The following is a 16,371-nucleotide window of genomic DNA, read 5'->3' on the forward strand; positions in this document are numbered from 1 at the left end:
CCAGCATTGCATTGCTTACGAATATTGTTATAATGAAAGTTACTGGAATCTTGACCTTCAAATCAAAGCTTTCAGCAATCTGATGAAATGATGGTGAATTACATGGATAACAGCAACACCCGCGTTGTGGTGGGGATGTCTGGCGGGGTCGACTCAAGTGTCACCGCCTTGCTCCTGAAGCAGCAAGGTTATGATGTCGTCGGCGTCTTCATGAAAAACTGGGACGATACTGACGAATATGGCGTATGTACCGCCACTGAGGATTACGAAGACGTCGCTAAAGTTGCGGCTGAAATCGGCATTCCCTATTACTCGGTGAACTTCGAGAAGGAATATTGGGACCGCGTGTTCCAGTACTTCTTAGACGAGTACAAAGCCGGCCGCACGCCTAATCCTGACGTGATGTGCAACAAGGAAGTGAAGTTCAAGGCTTTCTTGGACTACGCTGAAGAGCTGGATGCGGATTACATCGCCATGGGCCACTACGCCCAAACGACTACCGACGAGAATGGCATCGTGCACATGTTGCGCGGCGCTGATGGCAACAAGGATCAGACTTACTTCTTGAGCCAGTTATCTCAAGATCAATTGAAGAAGTCTTTGTTCCCAATCGGCCACCTGCAAAAGCCTGAGGTCCGCGCCATTGCCGAAGAGTACGGTTTGGCCACAGCCAAGAAGAAAGATTCCACTGGAATCTGCTTCATCGGCGAGCGCAACTTCAAGCAGTTCCTGTCCACTTATCTGCCAGCCCAGCCTGGGCAGATGATGACCGTTGACGGTGAGGTCAAAGGCCAACACGACGGCTTGATGTATTACACCATCGGCCAACGCGGCGGCTTAGGCATCGGCGGCAACTCCGAGAATTCCGAGCCATGGTTCGTGGTGGGCAAGAACTTAGCCAAGAATATTCTTTACGTCGGCCAAGGCTTCAACAATCCACATTTGATGGCCACTGCTTTGGACGCTACGGGCATGAGCTTCTTTACCGGCAGCGCGCCTGCACAAGACTTCCATTGCACGGCGAAGTTCCGCTATCGCCAAGCTGATGTTGGTGTGACGGTGCATTTAGATGGCGACAACGCGCATATCGTATTCGACGAGCCAGTTCGTGCCATCACCCCAGGCCAAGCGGTGGTGTTATACAATGGTGACGAGTGCTACGGCGGCGGTACCATTGATATCGCCTATAACGACGCCAAAGTGCTGGAGTACGTCTAACCAGAGTAAAGCAAAGCGCATTTAGCGGTGGATATAAGACGGGATGACGTTTGGGTGGTTTATGCCCAAGCGGCGTCACGGCTTATATCACGCCGCGTTGCTTTGCGGCGCTCGACGAAGAACCCAGAGCCAAGCAAAGCGTATTTAGCGGGTCAATTAGCCTAGCCCTCGTGCTTGCGGCGCATCTTGCCGCGAGAACGGGGGCGTAGCTAATTGCACCCGCGTTGCTTTGCGGCGCTCGACGAAGACCAGAGCAAAGCAAAGCGCACTTAGCGGTGGATATAAGGCGTGCATTGGGCTGCCCGGCCAGGTATTGCTTCGGTGCGCGAGGCAAACAACGGCGCAGGCGGTGCGGCCGGCTCCAACCGCGCCAAGAACGCGCGTTTTACGCCTAAGAATTTAGCCGTGCGTTCGCTTCGCTTACTTGCACGTCTAAATTCTTGCCGCGATCAGTACAGTAAGCCAAGCAAAGCCCGCTTGTCTTGCTGTGCTGATCGTTTCACGGCCTGACCGTTGCTTGCCCCACGCGCCTACGCAACACCTGGCCTTCACAGTGGAATCAACGGCATAAAGTTTGCATTTCCAATACTCAGTATACCCATTCAGCTAATCTCAAATGTTCGTTTTTTCTATAATTTGTTATTTTATCGTGATGCGAAACGGCATCACGATTTTTTTGAATTAATACTTTGCAAAACAAGGTATGGCGAGTATACTTTGCTTTGCAAGGTAGGTGAATGTCAATGGCGAAGATCCCGTCACAAATGTTGAAGGGCACCCTGGAAGGCGCGTTATTGTTGATCATTGCGCGCGGTGAGACTTATGGCTATGCGATTCAAAGTACCTTGGCCGACCTTGGTTTTGGTGATATTCCAGAAGGCACAGTGTATCCCTTATTGCTCAAGATGCAAAAAAACGGCGTGATCAAAGCCGAGCGGCACAAAATGCCGCATGGCGCTGATCGCAAATACTATCATTTGACTCAAGCAGGGCTTACTGCCATTGCTGAATTCTTGCCGAGTTGGCGACAGTTGGTCCAAGCCATGGGCAAGCTGACGGAGGGCGACGATAATGAAACTTCGCTATGACCAGCGGATCCGCGCATATGATGATGATCGTGAATACATGGAGACTTTGGTCGACTATTTAAGCGGGGCGTTCGTTAAAGATCCACAAGCGGTGCAGGCGGTAATTGAGGACTTGGTCGATGGCGTCGAGCAGGCGCATCTACATGGCATCAGTGCCGCAACTCATTTTGGCAATACCCCACATCAAGCTGCTGATGCAATTTTAACCGAACTGCCTAATCGCACACTGCGACAGTGGCTGCATTTGGCGCAGGTGAACATCAATTTATGGCTGTTGCTGGTGAGTTTTGCCGGGATCATGCGCTCGCCGATGCTGTGGCGATGGGCGGACCTCAAAGCGCTGACTTGGTATGTCGGCTTCAGTGTGGTTTGGTATATGCTGCGTGGTAACCGCTTCCGTGAAGGCGGCTGGTCAGTGTGGCGCAACCGTTTGTTGGCGCTGGCAGCGTGGCTGGTGTTTTGCTATGCTGGTGAATTATTCGCCGTCCATGTTGGCCGTACCGTCATGTCGCCTAATTGGCTGATTATTGGATGCGCGGTCATGATCATCACCTCGTTGATCAATGTCGGGCCGTGGCTGGTGCGGATTTGTTGGGCAGGCAGTTGGTTATGTCTATCGTTAAATGTCTTACACGCAGCACCCAATTTTGCTTGGCTATGGGTAATCGCGCAAGCAACACTTTTGCTGATTGCCTTGCTAAAGGATGATCCGTGACATTGTGGCCGCTAGACAGGCTGCTGCGTAAACAGCACGCCACAAATGATTCGCAATATCAGGTGATCTGAGGGGTAGATGATTGCCTAACAGGATGAAGTAAGGAGTGGGGCATCATGATGCATCAAGCAAATGATTGCAAGTTGGCAACGATTCACGGACTGGATCACGTCTATATGGAAACGTTGATCCAATACTTACGCACTGCCTTAACTAAAGACCCTGATGCTGTAGAAGATGTGATTGCCGATTTGTTGGATGACGTGATCACCGCCATCACCGTCGGCCAAAGCGCAAAGCAGCATTTCAGCGCTGATCCGCAACAAGCCGCCGATGCGATTCTGCATGAATTACCTAACCGGCATTTGCGGCAGTACGCCACCGCGTTGCAGCCTTGGGTTGCGCTGTTAGGGGCATTCTTCTTCATCAGCGGCTTGCTGCGCTGGCCGTTTCGTTGGACGGTTGACGATTTATCATTCTTGGTGATTCCAACGGTAGTCTTATTGGCCATCTGGGGTTTTCGGGGGATGGCCTTCAACCGCTTAAGCCGCCGCACCCAGCGCAACATGGGTTTAGGCTGTTTGGGCATCGTGGCCGGTTACGTTGGATTGTTTTGGCTCAGTGCCAAACTCGGTGAGAACCAGCAAATCCCGAAGTGGGCGCTGGCGGTAGCGGTGATCTTGTTAGCTGCATGGGCGATTGCTGCCGGCTGCAATGGCAGCGGCTGGTATTGGCTGGTGACTTGGGGGCTGTGCGCCGCATGTGTACTGGTCAGTACCATTGCGGCACCGGCATGGGTGCATTGGCCGCTGACAGGGGTGGTGCTGCTGAGTGCGGTTTTGGCATATGGCCGAGACGTGAAACACTTGCACGCTCGTCAAGGGGGACGTTCATGAAAGCAGACAATGATCAGCAGCTGCGCAGCCTGAAAGGCGAAGATGCCGCGTACATGCGCGCTTTGGTGAAGTATCTGCGCTCGAAATTAAGCGTTGATCCGGGTGCCATTGAAGATGTGATCCATGACTTGTTGGAAGGTTTCCAAGCAGCCAAAGCTTCGAGCAAAACGGCTGTTGAATACTTTGGTGATACGCCAAAACTGGCTGCTCAACAGATCTTGCAAGAATTGCCGAAGCGCAGCGGGTGGCAGTATTTTGATTTGTGGTGGCCATGGGTGACAGTTTTTGCCGCGATGTTTGTTGCCAACGGCTTGCTTGGCCATTTGCCGGCGGCGTGGGTGCTCAGTGATTTATTGTCGTTAGGAGCGCCGCTGGTGGTGTTGGTCACCAACTGGCTGTTGCGCGATCATGACTTTGACCACCCCAAGCAAAGAACCAAGCGGATCGTCGTGACCTTCATCATCGCTGATGTGGTGTTTGCGACGATCGGATATGCATGGGCAGTTGCAGGTGATCCAATTTCGCTGCCGATTTCAGTGCCGATGCTGGTGATCAGCGGCATGATCACATTGAATGCGATTCGCTTATTTCACTATTGGAACAGTCTTTGGTGGGTCAGCTTCTGGATGTTAACTGGGGTCTGTACCTTGATCATGGCCAGCCGGTCCATGCTGAGTTTGTTTTTATTGGTGCTGGCGGCGTTTGTGCTGGTGGTGTATCTTGCCCCGCTTTGGCGGCGATATTCAGCCTAGTGTGCTACACTAAGAAAAAAAAGCTTGTGATTGGAGAGATCATGCATAAACTGCCTTGGGGCTTGCGCCTCGCATTGTTCTTAGTGTTGGAGCTGGTCATTGGTGAGTTTGGCGTCAGCTTGCTGGTCGGGCGCTTGCATTTGGCATATTTGCCACACTTGGTGCTTTATAAGGTCATCGAGTTGCTGGTGATCATCGCGTTAAGCTGGTGGCTGGTGCATCAGCAGGTGTTTTACACGCGGATGCGCTGGGGTACCATGGCGGCTTTGTTGATATTTTGGCTGGTGATTGCAGCGACCACTTGGCATGTTGCAGGCAGCCAGCGGGTCATTGCCGGGGTGGCGACAGGGATCGTGGCCGCTGCCACAGAAGAATTATTGTTTCGCGGAGTCGTGTTTGGTCAGTTGCTGAAGCGTTGGCATAATTTAGGCGCGGCAATGCTGGTGTCAGCGGTGTTGTTTGGCAGCTTGCATTTGATCAATCTGACCCATCAATCCGCCTTCATGACCGCGATTCAAATCATGCAAGCCGCCGCCATGGGGATGATGTTGGCGGCGATGTATGCGCGCAGCGGCACGTTGTTGGCGCCGATGAGTTTTCACTTCAGCTTGGATTTTATCGCCGTGGCGATCCATGGTACCAAGGGGCTGCCGACTGGGGATAATCAGCTGTTATTATCCGGCACAATGTTTTGGGTGATGGTCTATGTGGCTTGCGCGGTGATCATCATCTACGGCAGCAAGCGCCCGTTGCGTTTGTTGCATAAAATCACGAATTGACCAGCAAAAAGGCCTGCCAGCTCCTTCGTACTGAAGGAACTGGCAGGCCTGATTTTTTTAGTGCAAGCCGTCGGTGGTGCTGGCTTGATAAATTTCTTCAACCGCCGCCGCGTCTAATGGCACAAAGCCGTTCAAGGTCCCGCCGGCTGCGGCGCCTTTGGCCATTTCGGCATAATGCGTGGTGTCTTTGATGCCAATGGCTGGCAAAGTCATGCCAAAGCCGAGGCTGGTGATCCAGGCATAGGTGCGATCGATTGCCGCTTGGGCTTGCTGCGTGAGCGTGCCAATGGCTGGCAGGTCAAACACGCGCTGACCAAAGCGGGCAAACCACTCAGCTGTGGTGGCATCATGGTCGAGGCAATATTGCATCCAGCGCGGGGTAAGAATACCTAAGCCGACGCCGTGGGTGACATCATAGAACGCAGAAAGCTGATGTTCCATCGGATGATTTGACCAATGGTTCTTGGTGCCGGCCCCAAGCATCCCATTTAAGGCGGTAGTGGCTGCCCACATCAAGTTGCGCCGCGCTGCCAGATCATCCGGCTGCGAAATCGCGATTGGCGTGTATTTGACGACGGCGCGCATCACGCCTTCGATCATGCCTTGGCTGACATCATTAGGCAATCCGCGATCGAAGTATTGTTCACACAAGTGGGAGAAAATGTCCATTGATCCGGCAGCGGTTTGGTAAGCCGGCACCGTGGTGGTCAAGCTTGGATCCAAGAAGGAGACATTGGGGCCATGCGGGCAGCGTGCACCGACTTTCAAGTTGCGCTCAGGATCAGAGATCACGGCATTGATGTTCATTTCAGTACCAGTGGCCGCCAAAGTCACGATATCCACCAGCGGCAGCATGGTTTGACGTTGCGCCAAGTCGCGATCGGCAACAATGTCCCAAGCGTCTCCAGCATAGTGTGCGGCAGTGGCGATCACCTTGGCACAATCGATCACCGATCCGCCGCCTACTGCCAAGATCACATCGCGATCTTGCGCAAGCTTGACACCTTGGCGCACTGAGGCGATTTTGGGGTTGGGTTCAACGCCAGCCAATTCCGTCACGTCAAAGTCGGCCAGCAACTTCATCACGCGCTCGTATAAACCTGAGCGGTGGATCGATTGGCCGCCAGTGACCAATAATACCTTGGAACCGAATTGGGCCAAGGTGTCGGCAAGCTGGTCGTCGATGTAATCACCGAAGCGAATATCGGTGGGGTTATAGAATGTAAAGTCTTCCATGCGAATACCTGCTATATAAAATGTGGAAGAATGTCTAATGGCACTAGTAAAGGATTATATTTTTCCTTTCTTAGTTGTACATTCAGTATTTTATTCGGTCCCGTTAACACCAGTATTCTTACGTCGGTATCTACCTAGCAACATTGACTGGCTCTTGAACCTTTAGGACATAGCCTGCCCCTGAGCGTATTGAATCAAATTCTGTGCGGCATTCTCGTCGCGCTCGAGTTGAGCGCCGCAGCCGTAACAATGAAACTCGTGATGTTTCGTGCCGTGAAAGGCGTTGCCTGCCAAGGTCAGCTTATCATCGCCGGTTTTCACCAAACCGCAACGACTGCACCGTTGTGTGCTTGGATAGAAATGATCGACTATAACCAGCTGACGACCATACCATTGCACCTTGTCCTTCATCAGCAGTTTGAAGCGTCCAAACAACGAGCGGTGTAAGTTCTTCGCCAGTCGCCTGTTCATCTTCATATGCTTGACGTCTAAGTCTTCAATGGCAAGCGTGCCGTTAGTCTTCACCAACATCGTCGTGAACTTCTGCAAGAGATCATTTTGAATCCGTGTCACTTTCTGATAGGTCCGCTGCAACTTGGTTTTCGTTGTGCGGTAGTTGTTAGAGCGAAAGTGCTTGGGATTCGCCTGACGTTTGCGGGCGAGCCGCCGCTGGTACAAGGACACTCGGTTATATAAACTGACCAGTTGCTCGGTCAACACGTGGATGGCAGACATTGCCTCACCGTCGTTATAAATGAATTTGCCAATATTGGCATCAACGCCACACACATGTTGGCTTTCCGGCAACGGATCAGGCTGGTTTACGTCGATGCTTAAGCAAGCGTAATAGCCATCTGCTTCTTTGACAATGGCAGTGAGTTTAACAGTCCCCTGCCATCGCGGTGTTTCAGCCAATCGGATATCATACCAACGGTCAAGGTAGCCCTGCGGCTTATCCAACCGCAACTTACCATTTACGATGGTGGCCCGATCGGTCTTAAAACCGCATCGGCTGCGCTTCTTTGACTTAAACCGTGGCTTACGATGGTCTGGCATTTCCGGGTTAAAGAAATTTGCCCAAGCCTGTGCTAAATCATGCACCGCCAATTGCAAGATCCGCGCGGAACGATTGTATTGCCAGTCTGCTTTGTTGTTAACTAATTCATTGCGGACTTTACGTTCGTTAGGCTGCGCAGTCTTATCTGCCAGCACGAGTGACGCGTCATACATCTCGTTCCATGTGGCAAGCGCTTGGTTGTAGCAATAGCGGCGATAAGCACATGCTTGCTCCAATACGCGAAGCATCGTCGCGTTCGGGTAGCACCGGATCTTGTGCGTTCTTAACATATTTTCACCTCCAAACTACTTATGGATATCATAGCAAATGAAGATGAAACCATTCTGTCAAGACATGATGAAAACCATCATCATCTGTCCATCCACCAGTCAGTGATTTTTCACGAGTTTATCATTTCGCAGCACTTGGTCATTCTGCCTTCCACTTGATTACTGCGGAACGACTAAGTGCTACAAATTAACACATTATGCTACATTTTCGATTACTGTTAGTGTCCCCCCTGTCTTTTGCCTATATTATACGTCGCACCAGGTTGAATTTGCGGCAAGAAATCGCGATAATAAGAAGTAACATTCAAGGGGGACTACTTGTGACGCGATTATATTTTGTTCGACATGGCAAGACGCAATGGAATTTGGAAGGGCGCTATCAAGGCGCTAACGGCGATTCGCCGCTGCTTGCAGAAAGCTATACCCAGATCCATCAGCTGGCAGGGTTTCTGGCCAAGACGCACTTCGCCCATTGTTATGTCAGCCCGCTGCCGCGTGCGCAAACCACGGCCAAGACCTTGTTGGCCGACCTTGATCAGCAGATCCCAACAACGACAACCGTGGGGATGCGCGAATTCAATCTCGGCAAGATGGAAGGGATGAAATTCGCAGACGTGGCCAAGCGCTATCCCAAAGAACTGCATGCATTTCGCGTCGCGCCAGCAGATTACGATCCCACGGCAATCGCCGGCGAATCTTTCCCAGAGTTGATCGCGCGCATGCAGCCGGTGGTGTTAGACGCAGTGGCCAAAGACCACACTGGCCAAGCTAATCTGTTATTTGTCAGTCATGGTGCAGCGTTAGTGGCGCTGATCCAAAGCCTGCTGGGCACGCCAATCAAAGACATGCGCAAAATGGGCGGTTTGACCAACAGTTCAGTGACGATTTTAGAAGCCCATGGGCCGCATTTGCCATTCAAACTCGTGAAGTGGAATGACACTGAATATTTGACCAAGAAACTTGACCCAACCGACACCATCTGAAAGGAGTCCCGCACATGCCTAAACAAAATATGATCTCACGCTTCAACCATGGTGACCATGACGGTGCCATTCATGAAGCGGTGCAAGCCATTGATGACGATCCCAAAGACCCGAAGCGCTATGCGACGTTAGCGACAATGTTGATCGCCATTCAAGCTTATGACGAAGCCACGCAGTTGTTGATGCAAGCCATTGGGCTGTTTCCAGACGACGGCGAGTTGGTGTACAACTTCGGCTTGTTGCAATATCGCCAAGGCAATTTCAAACTGGCGGTGCAATACTTTAAACAGCTGCTGGATAAAGACGGGGCCATCGCTCAAGACGCCACTTATATGATTGCTTTGAGCTATCAGCAAGCAGAAGATCCCAACCGCGCGTTGGCTTATGCCTTGACGGCCCATGAACAAGCCCCGCATCGCTTAGACGCCGCGCTGTTGTGTGCGGAGCTGCTGCTTGGCATCGGCGCCTTCAAAGATGCTGCAGCGGCCCTTGAAAACCAGTTGCGCACCAAGAATGCCCAGGTTTATTTCACTTACGGCATGGCACTGGCAGGCCAAGGTGTTGACGGCAGCAAGTATCTGGATGAAGCCAAGCGCTTAGACCCAGACGGCTACGATCACAAAGCCAACCAGGTGCGCGACATCGCCGGGTACTTGCTGCATCAGGAGCAGACTGATGGCAAATGAGCCACAAACCGTCACTGGTCGGGTCAAAAGCATTTTCTTTCAGAACCCGAATAACTTCTTCAAGATCTTGCTGATCACCATTACTGCCACCAACATCACTTGGCCTGAGGCGGAAATCGTGGTGACCGGCAGTTTTGGCGACGTCAAAGAAGATGAAGTGTACCGCTTCGTCGGTCATGTGGTGAACCATCCTAAATATGGGCAGCAGTTTGCTGCCGATAATTATCAAGTCGAAAAGCCCAGCAGCAAATCTGGGCTGATCGGCTATTTGAGTTCGGACAAGTTTCCTGGCGTTGGCGAGAAAACCGCCACGCGGATCGTTGACGAGCTAGGTTTGACTGCCATTGAGAAGATCTTAAAAGACCCCAGCGTCTTGACGCCGCTGCATCTTAAAGCCGAGCGCCAGAAAGTCTTGGTCGATAACCTCAAAGCCAACATGGGCATGGAGCAGGTGATTATCGGCTTGAACGATTATGGTTTCACCGCCAACATGGCCGCCAAGATCTTTCAATTATACGAAACCGATGCGCTGCAAGTGATCGAAGAGAACCCTTATCGGCTGATCGCCGATGTTGACGGCATCGGCTTCAAGCGCGCCGATGCGATCGCGTCGCGGATGCATGTGGCTTTCGACGCGCCGATCCGCTTGCAAGGGGCGGTGATGGAAACTGTCAATACCTTGACGGAAGGCGAAGGCGACACCTATGTGGCACTGCCTGACTTATTGAATGCCACCATCGGCATGCTCGAAGATGCGCGCAACACCGAAATCGCCCCTGACAAAGTCGCCGATGCCGTCGTGGCGCTGACGCATGCCAACAAGCTGATCGCCGAAGAACAACGCGTGTATCCCAAGCGCTTATTTGACGCGGAAGTCGCCATTGCCAATCGCCTCAAACAGCTGCAACAAGCTGTCGACGCCCCAGAAGCGAAGACTTTGAACAAAGCCATCAAGGCGGTGCAAAAGGCCGAAGCCATCACTTATGATGACACGCAAAAAGCCGCCATCGCCGCTGCCATGCAAAACGGCATCTTTGCCTTAACTGGCGGGCCAGGGACTGGCAAAACGACGGTGGTCAACGGCATTGTGCGCACTTATGCCGAGCTCAACGACTTGTCGTTGGATATCAACAAATACAATGATAAAGACAAGCCTTTTCCCATTATGCTGGCGGCGCCAACTGGACGTGCGGCCAAGCGCATGACTGAAACCACCGGCTTGCCTGCCAGCACGATCCACCGCTTGTTAGGCTTGAACATTGATTCAGAAGAATATGAGCCAAAAGAATTGCCTGATGGCTTGTTGATCGTTGATGAAATGTCGATGGTTGATACCTATTTGTTCAAGACCTTGTTAATGGCGCTGCATCCCGGGATCCGCTTGATCTTAGTCGGGGATAAAGACCAACTGCCAAGTGTCGGGCCTGGGCAAGTCTTCGCCGATTTGTTGCGGTCTAAAACCTTATCGGCGCAAGAATTGACCCACATTCACCGCCAAGATGATGGCAGCTCGATCATCACCTTGGCGCATGCCATCAATGCCGGTCAGCTGCCGGCAGATTGGCAAGCGCCTAAACCAGATCGCAGTTTCATCTTGTGTCCGCCTAATCAACTGGCGCAAGTGGTGGGGCAAGTGGTGGCCAAGGCCAAAGCTAAGTTTGCGTTAAGTAATATGCAAGTCTTGGCGCCAATGTATCGCGGGGCAGCCGGCATCGATCAGCTAAATGCCTTGTTGCAAGATATCGTCAATCCCAAGCACTCTGAGCGTACCAAAGAAGTGCAATTTGGCGACAAGCGCTACCGCATCGGCGACAAGGTCTTGCAATTGGTCAATAATCCCGAAGCCAATGTGTTTAACGGTGAAATTGGGATGGTCACCGGGATCACCCCGGCTAAAGAAGCGGATTCGAAAACCGATGAGTTAACGATCGATTTTGACGGCAATGAGTTGCAGTATGCCCGCAGCGATTTTGCCAAGATCACCTTGGCTTATGCCACATCGATCCACAAGGCCCAAGGCAGCGAATTTGATTTGGTGATCTTGCCGCTGACTTTGGCCAGCCGGCGCATGCTGCGGCGCAACTTGTTGTATACTGCCGTCACCCGTGCCAGCCAATCCCTAGTATTAATGGGGGACCCGCGCGCGTTTGAAACCGCAGTGCAAGCCGTTGCGGACAACCGCAAGACGACTTTGGTGGCGCGCTTGCAAGCGGCGATGCCAGTTGACAGCAGTGCAGCGGTCTTAGATAATAAAGAAACTGATGAAGCACCGCATGATCATATTCTGACCGCTGAGCTGATCTTGCATCAACAAATCGATCCGATGATCGGCATGGCCGGCGTGAAGCCTGAAGATTGTGCGGCGCATTAATGTTAACGACATAAGGAGTTGAAAGTCGGCGATGGACGACAATATACGCAAGGACTTGACCATCAAGCCGGTGACGCTAGACTATTTGGAGCAGTTCAATGACCTGCTGGCATATGTCTTTCAAGTCACCGCCAAAGAAGTGGAAGAGTCCGGTTATGAAGAAGGCGAGCTGGAACGCGCGAAGCGGCCGGTACTGGAAGAATCCGATGTGATCGGGTGGTTTCATGACGATCAACTGATTTCGCAACTGGCGATTTACCCGTGTACCGTGAATTTGCATGGCAAACTCGTGCAAATGGGCGGGTTAACCGGCGTCGGGACGTATCCGGAATATTCCGGCCACGGTTTGATGCATGATCTGGTTCGCATCGCCTTGCAGCACATGCGCGCACATAAGCAGTGGCTATCATATTTATACCCATATTCGATTCCGTTTTATCGCAAAAAAGGCTGGGAGATCATGTCCGATCACTTGACCTTTGATGTTAAAGATACCCAATTGCCTAAGCCGGTGCCAGTGCCTGGTCATGTGGAACGCTTGGAAATCGATGATCCTGATGTGATCGCGACTTATCAAACTTACGCGCTGCATAACCATGGCGCTATGGTGCGCGATCAATTGAACTGGGATGAATATTGGCGCTGGGAGAATGAAGAAGAGCGCATCGCCGGGGTTTATTATGATGCCCAAGACCAGCCGCAAGGGTATGTGCTGTATTGGATCGCTGATGAAGTGTTCCACATCAAAGAAATGGTGTACAACACCCAAGAAGCACGGGTGGGGTTGTGGAATTTCGTGTCGGCGCATTTCTCGATGGTGGAGCACGTGCGCGGCAACATTTACAAGAATGAGCCGCTGCATTTTCTGTTGTCTGATGGGGATATCAAACAAACCATCCACCCGTATTACATGGCGCGCATCGTTGATGTGGCGGAGTTCTTGAAGGAGTATCCGTTTGCCGAAGCCGGTGCACCGCTGCATTTTGTCGTCAGCGACCCGTTGGCTGAATGGAATAATCAGACTTTTGGCGTGTGGTTTGATGAGCATGGTGAAGCTGAAATCACCGATCGGCCAGTGGGTGAGGAAGTCACGTTAGATATTCAAACCCTGACGACGATGTTGATGAGTTACCGCCGGCCGTCGTATCTGGCCCGCATCGAGCGCCTGCATGCGTCTAAAGCGGCCTTGAAGACGCTTGAAAGCATCATCCCGATGGAAGAGCCTTACTTCAGTGATTATTTCTGATCGATCGGTGTTTGGCGGCTCGGGCACAAACGATATTTGATTTTCCCGCATGTGCTTGGCTCAATGGCGCATGCGGGATTTTCGGCATGATGCCTTAGGAGGCACGAGTCAATGAAGATCCATACCCTTGGTCCGACCAGCACAGATAGTTACGCTGCGGCGACGCATATTCCAGGTGTTGTGGCGCCAACAATCGTGTTGCATGATAATTTTGATGAGATCATCGCCCAACTGCCGGATCTGGTGGGGGACCACTTCTTGGTGCCGGCGGCGTATCAAAGCCAGCGTGCGGATTTCGGCTGGCGGGAGTTGTGTTATGAATATAGCGACCGCTTACAGTTGGTGAACTTGTTTCATCGACCGTTAAAGCCGATGTGTCTGCTGGAGAATCCGCTGTACACTGAAGATGCGGCGATCATCCATCCAGCCACAGCCAATTTGTTGCGGCACAGCCAAGTCGGCGACTATGAGGTGTTTTATGCCGGCAGCAAAGCCGCGGCATATGCCGATTTTAAAGCGGTTGGGTACCGATATACCATTGCTTCGGCAGATATGGTTGAAGATCAAACCATGATTCGCAAGGTGTTTGAACCGGACATGGTGTGGTGCCTATATCTCGTCTGTGGAATAAATTAGAAAATAATGGCATTATCCCTTGACGTTCTCATTAAATGAGACTATATTAATCACAACACAAAGAACCAAACGTTGAAGAGGATGTGTCGATGCACCGACAGTCAGCGAGTCCCGCATGATGGAAGGGGACCTGCCCACGCATTTGACCGATCACCTCTGAGTTGTATCGTGATATGTAGCGGTACTGGTTGGCGCCCACTAACGCGCCGGCGTATCGCAGGAGTCCGCTTGGCCGGTGTGACGTTCTGCTGTACGTGCTAAGTGGCGCTTAATGCGTCAGAAATACGGGTGGTACCGCGCAGAATGCGCCCCGTCGAATCAATTGATTCGATGAGGCGCATTTTTATGTCGACTGCAGCGACCGCGACCACTCACCTTATTGAATACTTTGTGTGAAAAATACTTTTGGCAATGCCAATGGAGGCTATTATTATGATGACAATGACTAAGACCACTGATAAAGAAGCACAAGTTGCTAAAGAATTATACGAAGCTCGCAAGAACCATCAACCGTTGAAGATGGCTGATTACAAAGACCGCGTCACCGATTACGACAGTGCTTATCGCGTGCAATGGGCTAACACCGCGTTGCAAAACGAAAAAGTTGGCGGCTACAAAGTTTCATTGACTTCAGAACAAACCCAAAAGATGTTTGATTCAGATTCACCATTCTATGGCGTCGAGTTGGCTTCCAGCTGGCTGAAATCCGGTGCCAAGCTGCCATTGTCCGATTTGATGGATCCGTTGTTGGAAGTTGAATTGATGTTTGAAGCCAAAGAAGCCTTGAAGCCGACTGATTCAGTTGAAGAATTGCTGGCTAAGTGCAACGTTTCCGGCGCCGTAGAGCTGCCTGATTGCCGCTTCGCTGATTGGTTCCCAGCATTGGACAAGTACTTGGTCGTTTCTGATTCTGCCGTGGCCGGTCGCGTGGTTTATGCCCCAGCAACTAAGGCCCAGCTTTCTGTCGATGCGCTTGCCACCGTTAATGCGACCTTGTCCCTTGATGGCAAAGAACTGGCGCATGGCAGCAGTTCTGAAGTCTTAGGCAACCCATTGAACTCGCTGAAGTGGCTGGTGGAGAAGTTGGCCGCCCAAGGCCATGATTTCCCGGCTGGCACCAAGGTATCCAGTGGGACGTTCTTGCTGCCGCCACATGCACAAAAAGGTCACTACGAAGCAAAGTTTGATAAGTTCTTCGGTACTGTATCCTTTGATCTGCAATAACCTAAATAGTCCTCAACACCAGATGATGATCTGATGTTGAGGACTTTTTTTATAGTTTAAACCAGAAACGTTGGTGTTCCACGTGAAAACTAAGTTCGTACGGCCGAATGCCGAGCTCTTCACCATCCATCTGCCCGAACTCAAGTGACGGGGTTTGCAGTTCCAAGCGATTGGTTTCAAACACATGCACGCGCTTGTAACGCGTGTGGCGCCCTAACAACAGCTGAACCACCAAGAACAGGAAATAAGGCACGTTAAGGTGTTCCACCACGATCAGATCCAGCTTCCCGTCAGTAGGGTCGGCGCCAGGCAAGATCCGCACGCCGCCGCCAAAATACGGGTGGTTGGTGGTGGTGACCAAGAAGGCGCGTTGGATATAAGTGCGCTTGCCTTCTGCATACACGGTGACAGGGAAGGGGCGCCGAGAGAAGAAGACGCCTAACACCCCAACCATATACGCCAAAGAGCCCATGTGCAGGCGATTTAACACCCGCTTAAAGCGGCTGCGGTTGGTGGCGGCCACCACCGCCGCGTCAAAACCAACGCCGATGTTGTTGACAAAATAACCAGATTCTCCGCGCGTTTTCTCGGTGTAATGGCCTACGTCGAAAGTAACGGCATGATCGGCGGCCAATACTTGTTCTAAAGCCTTTAGCGGATCTTGAGATAAGCCGATGCCGCGGGCAAAGTCGTTGCCTGAGCCTGCCGGGATGTAGCCGACTGGCATGTCAGGATGCGCGGAATCGCGCAAGCCGGTGATGGCTTGATTCAAGGTGCCATCACCGCCGATCACCAAGATCACAGCGTCTGGCACTTGATTGAAGCTGCCGATTTGCTTCGCCAATTGCACGGCGTGGCCGGAATAGCGTGACACTTGGATCTCATATTGGATCTGGCGCTCGTCTAAAGTCTGGCGGATCTTCTTGAACGTGTCGATCGCGGTACCAGACCCTGCTGCTGGATTAAAGATGATGTAGTAGAAACCCGCTGCCATACGTTACCCCTCTCACTGAAAAAACACTACTACGATTATACCGGCCACGCTTGCAGAAAACAATCAATATTGCCGAAAAGTAAGCACTCGCTTAAGTTGCAAGCAAGGGCGTGAGAAAAGTATTTACAATTGTGAATATTGAAAATTGGCGCAGAAAAAGCCCCTTAGTGACCAAGCAAGCTGCTTGATGGCTAAGGGGT

The 16,371-nt window shown here is 51.8% G+C and carries 15 protein-coding genes; 12 read left to right on the plus strand and 3 right to left on the minus strand.

Features of this window, described 5'->3' with window-relative positions; translation table 11 throughout:
* Positions 1–87: 87 nt before the first annotated feature.
* The 6 genes from mnmA (at position 88) to ACGG90_RS08670 (ending at position 5,448) form a co-directional block, all read left to right on the plus strand.
* The gene (gene mnmA, locus ACGG90_RS08645) at positions 88–1,218 is read left to right on the plus strand and encodes a tRNA 2-thiouridine(34) synthase MnmA (protein WP_390408352.1); all 1,131 of its coding nucleotides are present in this window, start codon (positions 88–90) and stop codon (positions 1,216–1,218) included.
* A gap of 743 nt (positions 1,219–1,961) precedes the next feature.
* Positions 1,962–2,306 carry a PadR family transcriptional regulator gene (locus ACGG90_RS08650; protein WP_390408355.1) on the plus strand — a complete coding sequence of 115 codons (345 nt, stop codon included), beginning with the start codon at positions 1,962–1,964 and terminating at the stop codon, positions 2,304–2,306.
* Positions 2,290–3,021, plus strand: coding sequence for a hypothetical protein (locus ACGG90_RS08655; RefSeq protein WP_390408358.1), 732 nt, complete (start codon positions 2,290–2,292; stop codon positions 3,019–3,021). The genes ACGG90_RS08650 and ACGG90_RS08655 overlap by 17 nt, the downstream gene beginning before the upstream one ends.
* A gap of 116 nt (positions 3,022–3,137) precedes the next feature.
* Positions 3,138–3,917: a hypothetical protein gene (locus tag ACGG90_RS08660; protein WP_390408361.1), complete on the plus strand. Its 780-nt coding sequence runs from the start codon at positions 3,138–3,140 to the stop codon at positions 3,915–3,917.
* Positions 3,914–4,669: a hypothetical protein gene (locus ACGG90_RS08665; protein ID WP_390408364.1), complete on the plus strand. Its 756-nt coding sequence runs from the start codon at positions 3,914–3,916 to the stop codon at positions 4,667–4,669. The genes ACGG90_RS08660 and ACGG90_RS08665 overlap by 4 nt, the downstream gene beginning before the upstream one ends.
* Before the next feature lie 41 nt (positions 4,670–4,710).
* Positions 4,711–5,448: a CPBP family intramembrane glutamic endopeptidase gene (locus ACGG90_RS08670; protein WP_390408367.1), complete on the plus strand. Its 738-nt coding sequence runs from the start codon at positions 4,711–4,713 to the stop codon at positions 5,446–5,448.
* Positions 5,449–5,505: 57 nt separating this feature from the next.
* Here the strand turns inward: ACGG90_RS08670 and ACGG90_RS08675 are convergent, their stop codons facing one another.
* Both ACGG90_RS08675 and ACGG90_RS08680 read right to left on the minus strand, forming a co-directional pair.
* The gene (locus ACGG90_RS08675; RefSeq protein ID WP_390408370.1) at positions 5,506–6,684 is read right to left on the minus strand and encodes an iron-containing alcohol dehydrogenase; all 1,179 of its coding nucleotides are present in this window, start codon (positions 6,682–6,684) and stop codon (positions 5,506–5,508) included.
* Between the two features lie 162 nt (positions 6,685–6,846).
* Positions 6,847–8,031 (minus strand): RNA-guided endonuclease InsQ/TnpB family protein, encoded by a 1,185-nt coding sequence (locus ACGG90_RS08680; RefSeq protein WP_390408372.1) that lies wholly within the window; start codon positions 8,029–8,031, stop codon positions 6,847–6,849.
* Positions 8,032–8,351: 320 nt separating this feature from the next.
* Between ACGG90_RS08680 and ACGG90_RS08685 the strand changes: the two genes are divergently transcribed.
* The 6 genes from ACGG90_RS08685 (at position 8,352) to ACGG90_RS08710 (ending at position 15,177) form a co-directional block, all read left to right on the plus strand.
* A complete protein-coding gene (locus ACGG90_RS08685) occupies positions 8,352–9,014 on the plus strand; it encodes a histidine phosphatase family protein (protein WP_390408375.1) in 663 nt (220 codons plus the stop codon).
* Between the two features lie 14 nt (positions 9,015–9,028).
* Positions 9,029–9,700 (plus strand): tetratricopeptide repeat protein, encoded by a 672-nt coding sequence (locus ACGG90_RS08690; RefSeq protein ID WP_390408377.1) that lies wholly within the window; start codon positions 9,029–9,031, stop codon positions 9,698–9,700.
* Positions 9,690–12,071 (plus strand): SF1B family DNA helicase RecD2, encoded by a 2,382-nt coding sequence (recD2, locus tag ACGG90_RS08695; RefSeq protein ID WP_390408380.1) that lies wholly within the window; start codon positions 9,690–9,692, stop codon positions 12,069–12,071. Before ACGG90_RS08690 ends, recD2 begins: the two co-directional genes overlap by 11 nt.
* Before the next feature lie 31 nt (positions 12,072–12,102).
* On the plus strand, positions 12,103–13,317 hold the full coding sequence (locus ACGG90_RS08700) for a GNAT family N-acetyltransferase (RefSeq protein ID WP_390408383.1): 1,215 nt from the start codon (positions 12,103–12,105) through the stop codon (positions 13,315–13,317).
* A gap of 111 nt (positions 13,318–13,428) precedes the next feature.
* A complete protein-coding gene (locus tag ACGG90_RS08705) occupies positions 13,429–13,953 on the plus strand; it encodes a hypothetical protein (protein WP_390408386.1) in 525 nt (174 codons plus the stop codon).
* Positions 13,954–14,388: 435 nt separating this feature from the next.
* Positions 14,389–15,177: a 2-keto-4-pentenoate hydratase gene (locus ACGG90_RS08710; protein ID WP_390408473.1), complete on the plus strand. Its 789-nt coding sequence runs from the start codon at positions 14,389–14,391 to the stop codon at positions 15,175–15,177.
* A gap of 49 nt (positions 15,178–15,226) precedes the next feature.
* Here ACGG90_RS08710 and ACGG90_RS08715 read toward each other — a convergent pair whose 3' ends face one another.
* Complete coding sequence (locus tag ACGG90_RS08715) at positions 15,227–16,171, minus strand: diacylglycerol/lipid kinase family protein (protein ID WP_390408387.1); 945 nt, start codon at positions 16,169–16,171, stop codon at positions 15,227–15,229.
* Between the last annotated feature and the right edge of the window lie 200 nt (positions 16,172–16,371).

The organism is Lacticaseibacillus jixiensis (assembly GCF_042847315.1).
GTDB classification, from domain to species: Bacteria; Bacillota; Bacilli; order Lactobacillales; family Lactobacillaceae; genus Lacticaseibacillus; species Lacticaseibacillus jixiensis.

What these genes read in the sequence shown, in the direction of transcription:
- ACGG90_RS08705 (WP_390408386.1), top strand. Translation starts at nt 13,429, where the DNA reads ATGAAGATCCATACCCTTGGTCCGACCAGCACAGATAGTTACGCTGCG.
- mnmA (WP_390408352.1), top strand. Translation starts at nt 88, where the DNA reads ATGATGGTGAATTACATGGATAACAGCAACACCCGCGTTGTGGTGGGG.
- ACGG90_RS08660 (WP_390408361.1), top strand. Translation starts at nt 3,138, where the DNA reads ATGATGCATCAAGCAAATGATTGCAAGTTGGCAACGATTCACGGACTG.
- ACGG90_RS08665 (WP_390408364.1), top strand. Translation starts at nt 3,914, where the DNA reads ATGAAAGCAGACAATGATCAGCAGCTGCGCAGCCTGAAAGGCGAAGAT.
- ACGG90_RS08710 (WP_390408473.1), top strand. Translation starts at nt 14,389, where the DNA reads ATGACAATGACTAAGACCACTGATAAAGAAGCACAAGTTGCTAAAGAA.
- recD2 (WP_390408380.1), top strand. Translation starts at nt 9,690, where the DNA reads ATGGCAAATGAGCCACAAACCGTCACTGGTCGGGTCAAAAGCATTTTC.
- ACGG90_RS08670 (WP_390408367.1), top strand. Translation starts at nt 4,711, where the DNA reads ATGCATAAACTGCCTTGGGGCTTGCGCCTCGCATTGTTCTTAGTGTTG.
- ACGG90_RS08700 (WP_390408383.1), top strand. Translation starts at nt 12,103, where the DNA reads ATGGACGACAATATACGCAAGGACTTGACCATCAAGCCGGTGACGCTA.
- ACGG90_RS08675 (WP_390408370.1), bottom strand. Translation starts at nt 6,684, where the DNA reads ATGGAAGACTTTACATTCTATAACCCCACCGATATTCGCTTCGGTGAT.
- ACGG90_RS08650 (WP_390408355.1), top strand. Translation starts at nt 1,962, where the DNA reads ATGGCGAAGATCCCGTCACAAATGTTGAAGGGCACCCTGGAAGGCGCG.
- ACGG90_RS08655 (WP_390408358.1), top strand. Translation starts at nt 2,290, where the DNA reads ATGAAACTTCGCTATGACCAGCGGATCCGCGCATATGATGATGATCGT.
- ACGG90_RS08715 (WP_390408387.1), bottom strand. Translation starts at nt 16,171, where the DNA reads ATGGCAGCGGGTTTCTACTACATCATCTTTAATCCAGCAGCAGGGTCT.
- ACGG90_RS08680 (WP_390408372.1), bottom strand. Translation starts at nt 8,031, where the DNA reads ATGTTAAGAACGCACAAGATCCGGTGCTACCCGAACGCGACGATGCTT.
- ACGG90_RS08690 (WP_390408377.1), top strand. Translation starts at nt 9,029, where the DNA reads ATGCCTAAACAAAATATGATCTCACGCTTCAACCATGGTGACCATGAC.